The sequence below is a fragment of the Cutibacterium porci genome (genome assembly GCF_009696315.1).
Taxonomy (GTDB): domain Bacteria; phylum Actinomycetota; class Actinomycetes; order Propionibacteriales; family Propionibacteriaceae; genus Cutibacterium; species Cutibacterium porci.
Genome location: NZ_VUMG01000003.1, coordinates 491460 through 507287, shown reverse-complemented (window position 1 = coordinate 507287; position 15828 = coordinate 491460). Strand labels below are relative to the sequence as shown.

Sequence of the window (15828 nt, the reverse complement as noted above, 5' to 3'; positions counted from 1 at the left end):
GCATCAGCGGTATGAGCGAATAGCCTCACTAGGTACGGGCCGACTGACAATGACGCGTCAGCGTTCCCCGTCCGACAATGTTGTGCATGATTAGGAGGCCGCCATGGCGCTCATCGAAACTCCTTTTGCCTCGCGAAACGATCGTGACGAGATCCAGGCGTGGATTTATACCCCGGCAACGACGCCGCGCGCGGTCGTCCACCTCATCCATGGATTGGGTGAGCATTCCCGTCGCTACATTCATCTCATTAATGCGTTCTTGGACGCCGGATTCATCGTCGCCGCAACTGATCATGCCGGCCACGGGCGCACTGCGGCCCTATCGGGGGTATGGCAGGACGCTGGCGATAATGGTGACATTGTCGTGCGCGACGACGAGCTTCAGCTTGCCGAGGTCGTCTCACAGCGGTTCCCCGGCCTGCCCTACGTGGTATTCGGACACTCGTGGGGGTCGATTATTGCCCGCGACGTCGCGAGCGCCAGGCCCGATCCACTCGCCGGACTCGCGCTGTGTGGTGTGGCAGCACAAATCCCATCCTGTGATGACCCCGACATGCTGGCTGCTGTCAATAAAGCCATTGCAGAACACGGAGATCAGTCCATCGCTCCCGACGACCTCGTGAATCGCTTGTTCGGCAGCTTCTTCGAGCGCATCCCCAACCCACAGGCCGCCAACGAGTGGGTTGCCTGCGATCCGGGCGTGTGCCAGGACCATGCGACAGACCCGTTCAATAATTTCGGGGCCCCCATGACCCTGCGGTTCTTTAAGGCCTTTCTTGAGTCGTATCTGCGCACCAATGATCCGTCGTGGATCACACCACTGCACAAAGACCTTCCGGTGCTCATCTTGTCCGGTTCGGAGGACCCGGTCAGCCACTATGGTGAGGGCGCGTTGCATGTCGCCAACGACCTGCATCATGCTGGCCTGCACGATGTGCGCTCTCTCATTATTGCGGGTATGCGTCACGAAGTGCACAACGAACCGGAGTCGCGCGCTTTCGTTGAGCAGGAATTGGTCACCTTTGTGGAGCACTGCATCGGCTGACGATGCGAACTGGGCCCGGGCTCAACAGCCCGGGCTCTTTTCAGCTGCGGTGGGCGACGCCGACCGTCACCGCCAGGCACCACGGAACCTCGCCGGGTGCCACGGGGCATCCTCGTTAGGCACGCCGAGTTCGTGGGCGGCACGTAGCGGCCAGTTGGTGTCACGCAGGGCCGCCCGACCAACCATGATGGCGTCGGCACATCCCTTCGTCAGCAGTTCCTCGGCTAGCTCCCCGGTCCAGATCATCCCGACAGTGGCGGTGGGAATGCCAGCTTCGGCGCGCACGCGAGCTGCTAAGTCAGCTTGGTACGCCGGGGCCACCGGGATGGGGGCTGACGAATTCCCGCCGGAGGAGGCGTCGATCAGGTCCACGCCGACCGACGCGAAACGGCGCGACAACTCAATTGAGTCTGTGACGCTCCAACCATCGTCGCGCCAGTCAGTGACCGAGAGGCGGGCCAGTAGAGGCATGTCGTCAGGGATGGCTCCGCGTACCGCCTCGGCTACCGCCAGCGGCAAACGAACCCGTCGATCGTAGTCGCCTCCCCAGTCGTCGGTACGGGTATTCGATAGCGGCGAGTAGAACTGATGCAGTAAGTAGCCGTGGGCGCTATGGATCTCCACGGCATCGAATCCTGCGGCCACGGCTCGCGACGCCGCAGCCCGAAAATCGTCAATAACCTTGGAGATACCGTCCTCGGCAAGGGCGGTGACGGGTAATCCGGCGTATTGCTGACCGTCAGCGGGTTCAGTAGTCGGACCGACGGGAATCCAACCGCCCCGCTCGGGAGGAATGACCTCGCCATGGAAACCTGGCCACCATTTCTGTGTGGAGGCTTTTCGACCCGCGTGGCCTAGCTGGACAGCGATCTTGCCACCTAGCTCGTGGACAGCGTCCGTGACGGTGCGCCAGGCGGCCACCTGGTCGTCATTCCACAATCCGGTGTCACAAGGGCTGATGCGACCTTCTGGGCTCACCGCCGTGGCCTCGGCCACGATGAGGCCGAAACCGCTGGCAGCGAAGGAACCGTAATGGACGAGGTGCCAGGTGCCGGGAATCCCGTCGTGAGAATCCACTGCGTACTGGCACATCGGCGGTAGCCAGGCACGGTTGCGAACCGTCAATCCACGAAGGGTGAGGGGTTGGAAAAGCAGAGGTGACGTCATGGCTCCATGACACCACGCTGGTCAACCCCTCACCTGCAACCGTCAGGCTATGAGTCGGTAAGCCGGGCTTCAGAACTGGTGGTCATGGTGGTGGTAATTCGGCTTCCACTCACGCACGGAAGCCACGCGAACAGCCGTCTTGGGGTAGGGATCAGCCTCCAATAAGCGATCGAGGACGTCACGGTCAGGCACGGTGTAGATGAGCACTGCACCGCTGCCGTCGGCTAACGGGCCGGCGTTAACCAGTTGGCCACGCTCTCGCATGACGTCGAGGTTTTCGAGATGGGCAGGGCGTGCAGCCATGCGCTCGGCGGAATGGGTGGGATCGTAATGGGTTTCGACAATGAAAACAGCCATGCAGGGCATCCTAATCGCGTCCCGGGAGCGTGTGGTGGCCATGATGTTCCCCACAGGTTGGCATGCCACCCTACGTTGCAAGTAGGGCCGGTTCGAACCGGATTGCCACACCAATGAAAAGGCCTTGTCAACTATGATTTGGGGCGGTTGGTGGGCCAAGCGTGCGCGACGTCACGGGGCATTCTGGTTGGTTGGGTGGCCAAGGTTTTTCGAACTCAGCCGACACTGCACCGTCCCGTTGACGCTACCGTGGAATCATAGCTGCCCGATGTTATGAGCTGACGCGTTTCTCGATTGGTGAGGGCATACCCGGTTTGCAGCTGCGATGTGGATCGGGCGAAGATCGTGCCTGCCACTTTTCCGTCAGTGGTCAGCAGCGGGCCGCCAGAGTTGCCCGGCTGCACGGTACCGCGCAAAGACAGAATCTCGCGAACGACGACTTTGTCGCCATAGATGTTCTCGCCGCGAGCAGTCATCACCCCACGCACTCGCGCAGCTCCAACGGTGTACGGCCCATCGAGGGGAAATCCGGCGATGACGGTCGATTCACCAGTGCGTACCGATGAGGCCATTGTCAGGGCGGGGGCTCGGAGTGTGGGCACAGCGAGCACAGCTAGGTCGAGATCGGGGTCGTAGACGACGACCCTCGCGGGCAGGCGGGGTCCGTCGCCACCCACCTGCACCGTCACTTCGTCAGACCCGGCGACAACATGGGCGTTTGTCACCACACGGTGTGGGGAACTCACCCATCCGGTGCCCTCCGAGGCTCGATCACATTGGCGAGCCAGCGACCTCACCTTGACGATGGATCTGGCAGCCTGCTGGGTCCCAGAGCCACTGGTGGCGGAGTCGTCGGGAACGTCACTGGGTAGACCGGGGTCCGTGCCAGTAAAGACCTTCGGAAAGGTATCGGCCACCTGTCCGACAAGTCGCGCTGCGCCGTGAGTGACCTGTGGCGGAATTGCGCGGTTGGTGGTGCCAATGATTGCTGACTCGTCGATAGCTTGGGTCCAGCGGGGAGGCAATATAGGGGCCAAGGCTGATGCCCCTACCGCGACGACTAGGGCGGTAGCGGCAGCGGACAACACCATGCCGCCAAGCCGATCGAGGACCCCCATTCCAGCTTCATCGGAGGTCTGGCGCATCTGGCCGGCGAATCCAACACACAAACCATGGATGATCTCGGCGACGACGAGGACGACACTAATGCGCAGCAGTCCGGTCACAAACCACGACGATGATCCGCGAGCCACCCGGGGAACGATTTCTCCCGATGTCCACAGCCCCACCCAGACTCCGCCGATTAAACCGAGCAGGCTGGCGACCCCGGCAATCGCACCCCGTCTCCATCCGTGTAGGGCGCGCAAGATGAGAATTACCGCGAAGATGATGTCGAGGGTGTGCGTCATGGCTCTCCCGTCAGAGGTGGATGGACGAAATGACACATGCTCCTCATGGTGCCTGTGAGGCGGCGTTAAGCCAATGGTGGCAAGCCTGAGTGCATTTGACTTCGCTGAACTTGCGGTTATTGGTAACTTGACATTATGAGTCATGGCGAGGCAGAAGACACGAGCGCGGGTTCCGGCCACGATGATCTCGTCATCCTGCTCGACGACAACGGCAACCACATCGGAACTGCCCCCCGGGCCACTGTCCACAGCCAGAACACCCCGAGGCACCTCGCCTTCTCGTGTCATGTTCTTGACGTCGGAGGCCGAGTGCTTCTGACCCGTCGCGCCCTGACAAAGGTGGCCTGGCCGGGGGTGTGGACCAATACCTGTTGCGGACATCCGCGCTTGGGGGAGACGACGATTGACGCCGCCGTGCGTCGCACCCATCAGGAGCTTGGGCTCGACCTTGATCCGCGTCGAATGCGCGTCGTCCTGCCAGATTTCTCCTATCGGGCCACCGACGCCGGAGGCATTGTTGAAGACGAGTTTTGTCCGGTCGTTGTGGCGCGGCTATCTCTGCCAGAAGAGCTCGTCGAACTCAACCCAGACCCTGATGAGGTAGAAGAGGTTACCTGGGTGGGCTGGCAGGACATGTACGACTTGGCCCGGTCGATGCCGGCTCTGCTGAGTCCGTGGGCCGTCGAACAGATATTGGAGTTTGGCCCCGATCTTCCGATAGTGCGCTGAGTATCGCGTTACACCGAGGTAAGCACGTCGCCGTGGTCTGGCCACGCAGCCAGCATCGACGCTGAGACGTGGCACACCACCAGCCGTCCGCAAGAATCGACGGCGATGAGACCGCCAGTTGCCGGGGCGTCGTCAGTACAGCGCGATGACACTTCGTCGGTGAGCGCACCCAGGGCGGCATGGTCAACGGGTTGCCCTGCCAGTCTCATGCGTGCGTCGACTTCATGGGCCACAGCTCCTTGCAAAAATGCCTCACCGTCGCCGGTACAGCAGACTGCCACGACTCCGTTGCGGGCGAATGTGCCAGCTCCAATGACTGGGGAATCACCGATGCGGCCCACTGATGAAGCGACGATCCCGCCGGTCGAGGTGGCTGCCGCCAGATGGCCGTGGCGATCTCGGGCGACAGCCCCGACGGTGCCGTGCCGTGGTGCGCGTTGCCGTCCAGCTAGCACCCGTTCCAACTGAGCACGGCGGGCTGAGGTGACGAAGTATTCCGGTGGCTCGACGTCAAGACCCCACTCCCGACACACCTGCGCTGGGGGGTCACACAGCAGTACATGAGGCGAATCGGTGAGGACTTTTAGAGCCAGCTGAATCGGGTTGCGGGCGTGATGCGAACAGCACACCGCCCCGGCACGCCCATCCCCAGTCATGATGGCTGCGTCGGCTTCGACGGTTCCGTTTTCGGCAAGAGCCCCACCCCGCCCGGCATTGAACAGTGGGTCATCTTCCATGGCCATGACGGCTGCGATGACGGCGTCGCGAGCACTAACGTCGAGGGCTCGCTGACCGGCGGCAAAAGCCTGACGCAGGGAGTGGCGGAAGTTCTCGGCTTCCGTGCCGGTGCGGGATGGGACATTTCCAGCTCCGCCGTGGATGACGAGGGTAGGGCCGGGCTGGTTGACGACGTGGCTGGTCATATTTCCATGGTAAGGACGGCTACTTGTCCACCGGCGATAGCCCCACCTGTGGGAACGACATGGATGTGTTTTCCCCAGCCACGCGGGTTTTCCACAGGCATCTTGTGGAAAACCCGCATGGCTACGATCATGAAGACGCCGTGGATTCCTCACCTGGAGGTTCGGCCCGCGGCAAATACATGGTGAACATGGCACCGCCGCTGGGAGCGCGCGACGCCTTGATCCAGCCTTGGTGGCTGGTGACGGTATGCGCCACAATTGATAAGCCGAGACCAGTTCCTGGGGTGTTGCGGGCGCGATCAGAGCGGTAGAACCGGTCGAAGATATGAGGCAGATCGGCCTCCGCTATCCCGGGCCCTTCATCGCTGACGACAACAGTGTCGCCTTCCATCGTCACCGTCACGGTGCCTCCAGCGGGGGAGAACTTCACCGCATTGTCGAGCAGGTTGGTGACAGCTCGCTCTAAGGTTGCCTCGTCACCAAGGACAAGGTGGGGTTCCACATGAACATCGAAATTCAGGTTCGGGCCGCGTCGGCGTCCTCGCTCGACGGCTTTAGATACCGCATCTGACAAGTCGAAATACTCCGGACGCGGGGGAGGGGCGTCCTCGCGTGAAAGCTGGACGAGGTCACCAATCAGACTGGAGAACTCACCGAGCTGGGCGGCAACGTCGTCAAGGATCTCTCCGCGTGCTTCGTCTGGAAGCATATGGCTTTGTTGATCGGCCATGAGTAACTCGACGTTCGTGCGCATCGAGGTCAGCGGGGTCCGCAATTCGTGGGAGGCGTCAGCAATGAGCTGTTTTTGGCGTTCTCGGGAATTCGACAACGACGACAACATGTTGTTGAACGAGACGGCAAGGTCTCCGAGCTCATCATGGGAGCGGATCCGGATGGGCGTCAGGTCTTCGGTGGTCGTGACGTTGTGAACAGCCAGCGAGAGATCGCGCAACGGGCTTGTTGCAGAGTTTCCTGCCACGTACCCGGCGATGGCGGTGAGCACGATGCCCACGACACCGGTGCCGACGAGAACGATCCACAGCGACCCTAGGGTGGCCCGGGTCCCGGTGAGGTCTTGGCCCGTGACGAGGGCGTAATGGACGCCATCTGAGGTGAAGGGGATCGCGACGATGCGCACCGGGACGCCTTGGGAATCGATAACAGTGTGCGCCTTAACCCCGATCCCAGTGCGGGCGACGGCGAGTTCTTGAGGGCCTGTGGTGACGGTGACCTCAGCACCAGGGGCGGTCGTAACCTGACCGTCAGCGCGTACCAAGATGAGGGTGGTGTTCGTGGCTGCCAGTGAACTGGCCTCTAAACCACCGAGGTTTTGGGGATCGGCAGCGACACTAGGTGAAATGGTGGTCGCCATCCGAGTGAGCTGCTCGTCAAGCTCGCTGTACAGCGAAATGCGTGTCATAAGCCAGGCTGACAAGGACGTGAGGGCGACCGCGACGACGACAGACGCCGATACCAGGAGGCTGACCCGGCGCCCCATGGTCATACGTAAAGGGCGCGGACGCCAATCGAGTAGCCTCCGCCACCAGCGACGGATCACGAATTCGCTTCCCGCAGGACGTATCCAACACCACGAACGGTATGGATGAGACGGGGCTCGCCATTATGTTCGGTCTTGCGGCGCAAATATCCGATATACACCTCAAGAGAGTTAGCGGTAGTCGGAAAGTCGAATCCCCACACTTCGTGGAGCAGCCAGGACCGCTCCAGCACCTTCTCCGGGTTTTGAAGGAAGACAGTCAGCAGGGCGAATTCAGTGCGCGTCAAACTGATGCGACGATGCCCGCGAGTGACTTCGCGGGAACCCGGATCAAGGGTGAGGTCAGCGAAGGACAACTGCTCGGGGGCTTCGTCGGGCTCCGGCTCGGGGCGGGAACGTCGAGTAAGGGCGCGTAGTCGCGCGAGGAGCTCGTCGAGGGCGAAGGGCTTGACCATATAGTCATCGGCACCAGCGTCGAGGCCATCGACCCGGTCGCCGACAGCGTCGCGGGCGGTGAGGATGAGAATGGGGACGTCATTGCCATTACTGCGCAGCATCCGGGTGGCCTCCAAGCCGTCCAGACGCGGCATCATGACGTCCATAATGACCGCGTCGGGGTGGCTCCCGGACAAGTGGGCAAGAGCCTCGACGCCGTCGGCGGCGCTATCGACCTCGTAGCCACTGTATTGCAGGGATCGGGCGAGAGATTCGCGCACCGCGCGGTCGTCATCGACAACGAGAATATGCATGCTCATAGCCTGACCTCCTCGTCAGGAGTTTGCGAGGCGGGGTTGGCGTCGTCGGGGGCCGCGTCGTTGGCCACAGCAGGCCGTGTGGTGTCGGGTTTTTCCTGCCGGGCGCGGCGTCTTTGTTCAGCGCGTTGCCGGGCAGCCTTTTCACGTTCCTCTTTGTCGTGAGCGGCACGGGTGGCGGCGGCCACCTTGGCCAGGCCCTCGAAACGGAGCCTTGGTGGGGGAGGAGCTGATGCTGGGGTGACAGTGTGCTGGGAGCGGACCAGGATGCCGTTGACCTCGCGGGTGAACCACCGAACCAGTCCCTGTCCCATGACGTCGGTATGGCCGGTCGAAGCGTCGACCCGTAGGCACGTGGCCTCGTCAACAGCGACCGCAGCGGGCACCATCCCATTCTCAATAGCCGAGATGAGCAGACCGTCGCCAGAAAGGGTGTCGTTGTGGGTAGTGACAGTCAGGCTGATGAGTCCGAGGCCCTCCATAAAGGTGACATCGTCACGTCCTTGCGCCCCGGCATGTTGACCAGCCTGACGGCCACGTAGCTTCCAGCCGCCCGCCAAGGCCGTGACGCTTGGGGCCATTGCTCCGGCCGAGAAGCCGAGCCACGGGGCACCCGCGCGCACCAACATGGATAATTGTTCGGCTGCCGGAGCGAGACCGTTGATGTAGCTGGCAACGGCACCGCCGCCGACGACGATTCCCGCCAGCGTGTCGAGGCCGTCAGGAAGGCGGAAAGACTCGTTGTCAGACCACAGCGGCGTTGCCGGGTCACCGGTGGTAGGGGCGGTGCCGGGGCCATCGAGGAAAATCGTGAGGATGTTCGCGTCAGCCCACCGAGAGGTGACGATGCGCGTCAGCTCTGCGGCATAGTCGCTGGACTCAGAAGCTGGACCAGCTACGACCACCGCAACTGGAGCGTTCGCATTGTGATGGCGAGCTTGAGAGACGAACTCGTCGTAGACTTCTACCAGTGAGTCGTCGCACCCTCCGCCGACCAAGAACAAACTCATGGGGACAGCCTATAGTGCCCTGCCCTCATGGCTCGGGTTACCGGACCGATGAGCGAGCATCCGTTCGGGATAGTGAGCGCACTGCGTCGGTGATTCCAGGCATCGCGGCTTCAATAGCGTCGAGGGTGTCCTCAAAACCGTCGGCGGATCCGTACCACGGATCAGGCAGTGAGGTTCCGGGGTTGCAGGAAGGGTCGTAGTCTCGAAGGAGATGCAGGTTATCTGCGTCGGGAGCCATCCGCTCCATCATCTGAATGTGACGGGGCTCAGCGGCGATGACGAGATCAGCCGCCATGATTTCGGCTTCGTCAATCTGGTGGGCGCTGTGACCTGAGCAGGGGTAGCCATGGGCTGTTAAGACCGACTGTGCTCGCGAATCCATGGGGCCGCCGTGCTCTTCATCGCTGACCCCGGCGCTGGTGATGTGGGCATCCAACCCCTCGCTGGCGAAAACCTTTTTGGCGACGTACTCGGCCATCGGTGAACGGCAGATATTGCCCCAGCACACGAAGATGATCGAAGGGATGATTGCTTTGCTCACGGTGGGGTTCCTTCCCATGGACGGTCGGGTCCAGTGTGCCCGATGGGGGCGGGTACCGCGGCGGGGCGCTCGCTGTTGGAGTATTTTTGCGCTCCCGGTCTCGAATTTCAGACTGTCGGCTCAACCTGCAGTATTCTCAACGTCATGAATTCCTGAGTGAGGAACATCGCAGCCCCGCTTTCGCGGGATGGCCAGCACATCAGCCAACTCACCGGGAGATTTATGCCCATCACAGCGTCACATAACACCACAGCGGATCCTTCCGTCGGCATCAGCGACGAGGTACGCACCCTCTACGCCGACGCGCTCATCCGCGAACCAGCCCTCGCCCCGCCTTCGAAGCACGCCAACAGATTGGTCAACCTGTGGCGTGCTCGCACATACATGCGGCCTTATATAGGTCGATTCAGCGTCATGGTGGTTTTTGCGTTCCTCTCGACGATCGCTGGAATCCTCGTTCCTTTACTGACGCGGCGCATCATCGACGGTCCCGTTGCTCACTCCGACCACCGTGGCTTGTGGCTTTTGGGCAGCGCTGCGATCGGTGTCGGAGTCGTCGAGGCTGTTTTCATGTTCTTGCGGCGGTGGGTGGTGGCCCGAGCCACCCTCGGCGTCGAGGCGGGTATCCGGTTAGATATGTACGCCAAATTGCAGCGTCTGCCGCTCGGATTCCACACTCAGTGGGAGTCCGGGCAGTTGCTCAGCCGCATTATGAACGACCTTTCGACGGTCCGCCGTTTCTTGGGATTCGGGCTGCTGTTCATCATCATGAACACGTTCCAAATCATCGTCGTCACCATCCTGCTACTACGGATGTACTGGCCGCTGGGCATCGTGGTGTTGGTTTCTGCGGTGCCGATCGTGTGGCTGTGCCTGTGGAACGAACGCCGTTACGTCACCATCTCGCGCACCATCCAAGATCAGACCGGTGACGTCGCCTCGGCTGTCGAAGAAGCAGTGCATGGGCTGCGTGTCATCAAAGCTTTTGGGCGTTCGGAGCACGTTTATCAGGGATTCGACGACAAATCGACCACGCTGTGGCAAACCAGCCTGGATAGGGTGAAATTGGTATCAGCCTTCTGGACCTTCCTTGAGGCCATCCCCACCCTCACCCTTATCGTCGTGCTCGCTATCGGTGCCTACGCGGCGGCTCACGGCCACCTCACCTTGGGTACCCTGGTGGCCTTCATCACCTTGATGCTGAGTCTCATCTGGCCGATCTCGTCGCTGGGTTTTCTGCTCTCAATGACCCAGGACGCTATGACGGCCGCTGACCGTATTACCGAGATTTTTGACGCCCCCGAGACCATCCATGACGGTCCTCGCCACATTGATGACGCCCGTGGTGAACTCGTTTTCGACGACGTGTGCTTCCACTACCCCGATTCCGACTCCGACGTCTTACGCCACGTCAACCTCACCATCGCCCCAGGAGAAACCATCGCCTTAGTCGGCGGTACCGGCTCGGGCAAAACGACCCTGACTGCGCTCGTCCCGAGGCTGACCGACGTCACCGGGGGTGCCATCCGCATCGACGGGGTTGACGTGCGCGACCTCGAAGTAGAAAACCTGCGCAGCATTGTCGCGACGGCGTTTGAGGACGCCACGCTGTTTTCGATGAGTGTTCGCGAAAACCTCACGTTGGGTCGCCCACAGGCCAGTGACGACGAGATCGCCGAGGCCATCGAGGTCGCCCAAGCTGGATTCGTGTGGGATCTGCCGTGGGGTCTAGACACCCGGATCGGTGAACAGGGGATGAGCTTGTCGGGCGGTCAGCGTCAACGTCTGGCTCTGGCAAGGGCAGTCCTCGTCAATCCGCGCATTCTCGTCCTCGACGACACCCTCTCGGCTCTCGACATGAACACCGAGGCCCTCGTCGAAGCGGCGCTGAAGCGGGTGCTCGTCAAGGTGACGGGAATCGTCGTCGCCCACCGAGCCTCCACCGTCTTGCTAGCTGACCGCGTCGCTTTACTCGAAGAAGGGACGATTACCCATGTTGGCACCCACAGCGAGTTGTTGGCCACAGTCCCGGAATATCGGGAGCTGTTGAGCGCCGACTACGACGCCGAGCAGGGAATGTCGGGCGAAGTTGTGGATTTTTCGGGAGAGGAGGCTGATCGTGCCTGACGACAAGGTAGAGCACGGCAAGACTCCCGCGATTGCCACAGCCAGCCAGAAGCGCGTCGCAGATACATCCACCGCCCAAGACTGGCGCGGCGTCGCCAACGAAGAGGCCAACGAGGTCTCGGCTCAAGCCGCTGGGTTACTCAAGGCTCGCTCCCGAGCCCTGCTGTGGTCCCTGCTTCGGCCTTACAAGACTGTGGTATGGGTGTTGCTGGCGGCCATCATTGTCGAAAACATCGCCCGGCTGGCATCTCCGTGGCTGGTTCGTCGTGGCATCGACCTGGGTATTCCCCCTCTCATGCATGGCGGATCGGCGAGGAACCTCATCGCTACCGTCGTGGCGATGCTCGTTGTGCTTGCCGTTCAGGTAGCGACCCGCATTTACTTCCTGCGGGTGTCGGGCCGAATTGGCCAAGATGTGCTGTTGGAGCTGCGTCGTCGGGTTTTCCGTCACTTCCAAGCCCTCGACGTCACCTTCCATGACACGTACACCTCGGGGCGAGTTGTCTCTCGGATGACAAGCGACATCGACGCTATTGCCGAGCTCATGGAAGAAGGGTTCGACGGTCTCGTGTCGGCTGTCCTCACCCTCGTCGGGACCGGCGTCATGCTGCTGGTGATGGACTGGCGTTTGGGCCTCGTCTGCTTGACGTCGCTGTTCTTTGTCGCCTTGCTGGTGAAGTGGTTCTCGTCGGAGTCGAGCCGCACCTTCCGCAAGGTGCGCAACGCGTCGGCCCAGGTCATTACGCAGTTCGCGGAGACGATGACTGGCATTAAGGCAGTGCAGGCATACCGTCGTGAGCCGCGTAACCAAGAGATCTTCACTGAGCTAGCCGACCGCTACCGTGGCATCAACGTGCGGTCAATGAGGCTCTTCGCGATCTTCATGCCCGGCATCACCCTGGTTGGAAATCTCACTGTCGGCCTCATGTTGCTCATCGGTGGTTACTTTGCGCTGCGTGGCTGGACGACGATCGGCGTGCTGACGGCTTTTCTGCTGTACCTGCGTCAGTTCTTCGAGCCCCTCAAAGACATCGGCCAGTTCTACAACACTTTCCAGTCAGCGTCGTCTGCGCTGGAGAAGCTTTCGGGTGTGCTGGAGCAAGAACCGGCGGTCGCTGAACCGAAACAGCCGGTTGGTTTAGGAACCGTTGACGGCACGGTAGATTTCAACCATGTTGCGTTTGGATATACATCCGAACGTGAAGTCCTGTCCGACCTCGACCTACACATCCCCGCAGGCCAGACGGTTGCTTTAGTGGGGACGACGGGTGCGGGCAAGACGACGATCGCCAAGCTCATCTCGCGTTTCCACGACCCGGAGCGCGGGACAGTTCGGCTGGATGGCCACGACCTGCGTAACCTTTCCGACGCGGACTTGCGGCGAGCGGTCACCATGGTGACTCAGGAAAACTTCATCTTCGCCGGGACCATCGCCGACAACATTTCGTTTGGTCGTCCCGACGCCACCCGCGCGGACGTCGAGGCTGCCGCGCATGCGGTGGGCGCCGACGGGTTTATTAGCGCCTTCCCGGACGGGTACGACACCGATGTTTCTCAGCGCGGTGGGAGACTATCGGCTGGCCAGCGTCAGTTGGTGGCTTTTGCCCGGGCTTTTCTAGCCGACCCAGCTGTACTCATCCTTGACGAGGCAACCTCCTCATTGGATATTCCCTCGGAGAGGTTGGTGCAACGAGCGCTACGAACGATTCTGGCTGACCGCACCGCCATCATCATCGCGCACCGGTTGTCGACAGTCGAGATCGCCGACCGGGTGCTCGTGCTTGAGCACGGGCAGATCCAGGAGGACGGTTCACCGGCTGAATTGGAGGCTCGGGGCGGACGCTACGCCCAGCTACATCAGGCATGGCTGGAGTCGCTCGGCTGAGCTGGCGTAGAGCCCGCGGATGCCCAGCCTTGGCCTGATTCAAACACGACACAACCCCGGCCTGCTAGCCGGGGTTGTGTTGACGTCGGGAGCAGTCGTCACACGCCGGTGCTGGGGAGTCCAGGCCTGTTGCTGCGTGAGCTGTCACCAGGGCCGGTGACACCAGAGGTGACGCCACTTCGGGTGGCATCAGAGCCGCCGGGGGTCGAGACGCCACCAGGCGTTGAGTTCCCAACAGTTGGTACGGAGATCACGGCGGCGAAGCGCACTACGGTGCCCGAATCCGGGAAAGTGAACAACACAGTGGCGGGTCCGCTGACAAGGCCCTTATCGGTTGGCACTGTGACGGTAACCGACGACGAGCCATCCTTCACCGGTGCGGTGGCGACGTCGACGGTTGTGGTGCCCTGGACGATCTGAGCCTTCATGGTTGTGTTGGCTACCGCACCCTTGGACGTGAAATCCACAGTGTCGGGAGCGACAGCCTTCGCAGCGGGCTTCCCGAGGGTGAAGGTGGCGTCCTTCGACATGCCCTCGTGCAGCGAGGTCGTCAAGGAGACAGCGCGTTTGGCGAAGTCGGGCTTGAGGGTCTTGTGGGCCTTGATCCAATCCACCCACGCGGAGAGGTCGATCTTGCCGCTATCGACGGGCTTGGAGCCCTTGGCAAGCTCGGTGAAGTTGTCACCTCCGGCGATCAGGAAGGAACCGGAGCCAACGGTATAGGTGGCGTTGGGATCCATCGGCTTGCCGTTCACCCACACAGAGGTGATGCGGTCGCCCTCCTTGCGGGACTCATCGTAGGTGTAGGTGACGTTTGAGGACACCCCGAGCTGTAGGTACGGACGCGACGGGACCTCGCCGTTTTCGTCACGCTGCCACTGCTGCTCAAGGACTTTCTTGAACTGGGCACCGGTGATCTTGGTGGTGGTCAACGTATTCGCGAAGGGGAGCACCTGGGCTGCCTGCTTGTAGGTGATGTCGGTGTCGAGCAGAGAGGCGCGGGTCCCGCCGGGGTTTTGCAGACCGATGAAGTTCGGATCGTCCTTGCCTAGGGTGTCCTTGAACATGTCGGCGACCATATTGGTCATCGTCGATTCTCGGTCGCGGACGTTAGCACCGAACTCTTGGTCGGACTCGTTGGACGGGGTGGTGATCGGGGCGCTCGCATGGCCAATGACGGTGGCGCCAACACTGTCCGACTTGGCCTTGGCGTCGTCGTATATTGAGGAAATTTTGGCGATCGTCGGGTCGTCGGCCGGAGTTTTAGCCGGGTCGATGATTGAGGCGTCAGTGGAGCACAGTTTCTTTTGCTGCGAATCCCACGCCACCTTCACTTTGGCCAGATGCTGGCCGTAAGAGCCGGCCTGTAGTAGCGGGGCGCCGGCGTTGTCCTTCCACGAGTACACCTGGTGGGTGTGGCCGTTGAAGACGAGGTCGACGTCGCTAGATGTGGTGGCGTAGATCGGCGCGAAGTTGCCGCCTTGGCTGGCAGCATCACCGGACCCGTCGGCGGCACCCTCATGGTATTCGGCAATGACGATGTCAGCCAGGCCTTCACTCTTGAGGCGCTTGGCTTCGGCGTTGACGGCCTTGACTGGGTCACCAATGGTGAGGTTAGAGATGCCGGCGGGGGAAACTAAGGAGGGGAGGTCGTGGGTGACGGCACCGACGACACCAATGCGCACCCCATCTTTGACGATGACCGTTGACGCCTTGAGGGGAGCCGCTACGGTCGTCGTGCCCTTCTCATAGACGTTGGCACCTAAGTAGGGGGTACCGATGTGCGGTACGACGCGGTCGGCTAGATCCTTCCAGCCCTTGTCGAACTCGTGATTGCCGACGGTATTGGCCTCGACTCCCGCAGCCTTGAGCATGTCGATCGTCGGCTCGTCGTTGAGAGACCCAGACTCGAATGTTGAGCCACCGACGTTGTCGCCAGCATTCAACAACAACACCTTATCGGCTCCATTGGCATTGCGATCCTCGACGACCGGGGAGAAAAGGTTGGCCCCGGTAGCAATGCGACCGTGGAAATCGTTGAAGTTGAAAATGTCGACGTTCTTGTCCCCATTGCACGACGCGGCCGCCGGGGACGGGGTGTCACTGGTGCTCGGTGCCGCGATAGCTGGATTGACAGCAAAGCTGCCGACGGTCACGCATAGCACCGACACGCCAGCAATGTGAGCCCTGCGTCGGTGATTCATGGGTCCTCCCTGGACTTGTCCTATACCTCAGGCATCCAGCTTCGCTTATGCGTGGTCGGCCCTGCAATGGGTTCGGCGAATTTCGCCATCAAGAATTCACTCGATGGACACCATGACGTGAACGTGGCTATCAGCGTGACGCATCGCGGCGACGGACGTGAGGCCGTGCCACATCGTTTCC

General features: G+C 61.4%; 13 protein-coding genes. 4 read left to right on the top strand and 9 right to left on the bottom strand.

Features of this window, described 5'->3' with window-relative positions:
* The first annotated feature begins 103 nt into the window (after positions 1-103).
* Positions 104-1045, top strand: coding sequence for an alpha/beta fold hydrolase (locus FYJ43_RS09755; RefSeq protein ID WP_154564256.1), 942 nt, complete (start codon positions 104-106; stop codon positions 1043-1045).
* A 66-nt stretch (positions 1046-1111) separates the two neighbouring features.
* Here FYJ43_RS09755 and FYJ43_RS09750 read toward each other — a convergent pair whose 3' ends face one another.
* The 3 genes from FYJ43_RS09750 to FYJ43_RS09740 all read right to left on the bottom strand — a co-directional run bounded on the left by FYJ43_RS09750 (position 1112) and on the right by FYJ43_RS09740 (position 3978).
* Positions 1112-2212: an NADH:flavin oxidoreductase/NADH oxidase gene (locus FYJ43_RS09750; RefSeq protein WP_154564254.1), complete on the bottom strand. Its 1101-nt coding sequence runs from the start codon at positions 2210-2212 to the stop codon at positions 1112-1114.
* 69 nt (positions 2213-2281) lie between these two features.
* Entirely contained in the window at positions 2282-2569 is a 288-nt protein-coding gene (locus FYJ43_RS09745) for a YciI family protein (RefSeq protein ID WP_154564252.1), read from the bottom strand.
* 215 nt (positions 2570-2784) lie between these two features.
* Positions 2785-3978, bottom strand: coding sequence for a MarP family serine protease (locus tag FYJ43_RS09740; RefSeq protein ID WP_154564250.1), 1194 nt, complete (start codon positions 3976-3978; stop codon positions 2785-2787).
* 135 nt (positions 3979-4113) lie between these two features.
* Here FYJ43_RS09740 and idi point away from each other — a divergent pair, with 135 nt between their 5' ends.
* Positions 4114-4707: an isopentenyl-diphosphate Delta-isomerase gene (gene idi / locus FYJ43_RS09735; RefSeq protein WP_154564248.1), complete on the top strand. Its 594-nt coding sequence runs from the start codon at positions 4114-4116 to the stop codon at positions 4705-4707.
* Between the two features lie 8 nt (positions 4708-4715).
* On the opposite strand, the gene FYJ43_RS09730 is transcribed toward idi, so the two are convergent.
* The 5 genes from FYJ43_RS09730 to FYJ43_RS09710 form a co-directional block, all read right to left on the bottom strand.
* Entirely contained in the window at positions 4716-5630 is a 915-nt protein-coding gene (locus FYJ43_RS09730; protein WP_154564246.1) for an isoaspartyl peptidase/L-asparaginase family protein, read from the bottom strand.
* 127 nt (positions 5631-5757) lie between these two features.
* Positions 5758-7134, bottom strand: coding sequence for a sensor histidine kinase (locus FYJ43_RS09725; RefSeq protein WP_154564244.1), 1377 nt, complete (start codon positions 7132-7134; stop codon positions 5758-5760).
* A 50-nt stretch (positions 7135-7184) separates the two neighbouring features.
* The gene (locus tag FYJ43_RS09720) at positions 7185-7877 is read right to left on the bottom strand and encodes a response regulator transcription factor (protein WP_326833557.1); all 693 of its coding nucleotides are present in this window, start codon (positions 7875-7877) and stop codon (positions 7185-7187) included.
* A gap of 2 nt (positions 7878-7879) precedes the next feature.
* The gene (locus FYJ43_RS09715) at positions 7880-8890 is read right to left on the bottom strand and encodes a type 1 glutamine amidotransferase family protein (protein ID WP_154564240.1); all 1011 of its coding nucleotides are present in this window, start codon (positions 8888-8890) and stop codon (positions 7880-7882) included.
* A gap of 37 nt (positions 8891-8927) precedes the next feature.
* Positions 8928-9449, bottom strand: coding sequence for a low molecular weight protein-tyrosine-phosphatase (locus tag FYJ43_RS09710; protein WP_154564238.1), 522 nt, complete (start codon positions 9447-9449; stop codon positions 8928-8930).
* Between the two features lie 138 nt (positions 9450-9587).
* On the opposite strand from FYJ43_RS09710, the gene FYJ43_RS09705 reads away from it, so the two are divergent.
* Both FYJ43_RS09705 and FYJ43_RS09700 read left to right on the top strand, forming a co-directional pair.
* Positions 9588-11558 carry an ABC transporter ATP-binding protein gene (locus FYJ43_RS09705; RefSeq protein WP_326833534.1) on the top strand — a complete coding sequence of 657 codons (1971 nt, stop codon included), beginning with the start codon at positions 9588-9590 and terminating at the stop codon, positions 11556-11558.
* Positions 11551-13443 carry an ABC transporter ATP-binding protein gene (locus FYJ43_RS09700; RefSeq protein WP_326833533.1) on the top strand — a complete coding sequence of 631 codons (1893 nt, stop codon included), beginning with the start codon at positions 11551-11553 and terminating at the stop codon, positions 13441-13443. The genes FYJ43_RS09705 and FYJ43_RS09700 overlap by 8 nt, the downstream gene beginning before the upstream one ends.
* 98 nt (positions 13444-13541) lie before the next feature.
* On the opposite strand, the gene FYJ43_RS12495 is transcribed toward FYJ43_RS09700, so the two are convergent.
* Positions 13542-15647 (bottom strand): bifunctional metallophosphatase/5'-nucleotidase, encoded by a 2106-nt coding sequence (locus tag FYJ43_RS12495; RefSeq protein ID WP_154564236.1) that lies wholly within the window; start codon positions 15645-15647, stop codon positions 13542-13544.
* Positions 15648-15828 lie beyond the last annotated feature (181 nt).

Coding starts and splice junctions, on each gene's coding strand:
- FYJ43_RS09755 (WP_154564256.1), top strand. CDS start 104: ATGGCGCTCATCGAAACTCCTTTTGCCTCGCGAAACGATCGTGACGAG.
- FYJ43_RS09750 (WP_154564254.1), bottom strand. CDS start 2,212: ATGACGTCACCTCTGCTTTTCCAACCCCTCACCCTTCGTGGATTGACG.
- FYJ43_RS09745 (WP_154564252.1), bottom strand. CDS start 2,569: ATGGCTGTTTTCATTGTCGAAACCCATTACGATCCCACCCATTCCGCC.
- FYJ43_RS09740 (WP_154564250.1), bottom strand. CDS start 3,978: ATGACGCACACCCTCGACATCATCTTCGCGGTAATTCTCATCTTGCGC.
- idi (WP_154564248.1), top strand. CDS start 4,114: ATGAGTCATGGCGAGGCAGAAGACACGAGCGCGGGTTCCGGCCACGAT.
- FYJ43_RS09730 (WP_154564246.1), bottom strand. CDS start 5,630: ATGACCAGCCACGTCGTCAACCAGCCCGGCCCTACCCTCGTCATCCAC.
- FYJ43_RS09725 (WP_154564244.1), bottom strand. CDS start 7,134: ATGACCATGGGGCGCCGGGTCAGCCTCCTGGTATCGGCGTCTGTCGTC.
- FYJ43_RS09720 (WP_326833557.1), bottom strand. CDS start 7,877: ATGCATATTCTCGTTGTCGATGACGACCGCGCGGTGCGCGAATCTCTC.
- FYJ43_RS09715 (WP_154564240.1), bottom strand. CDS start 8,890: ATGAGTTTGTTCTTGGTCGGCGGAGGGTGCGACGACTCACTGGTAGAA.
- FYJ43_RS09710 (WP_154564238.1), bottom strand. CDS start 9,449: ATGGGAAGGAACCCCACCGTGAGCAAAGCAATCATCCCTTCGATCATC.
- FYJ43_RS12495 (WP_154564236.1), bottom strand. CDS start 15,647: ATGAATCACCGACGCAGGGCTCACATTGCTGGCGTGTCGGTGCTATGC.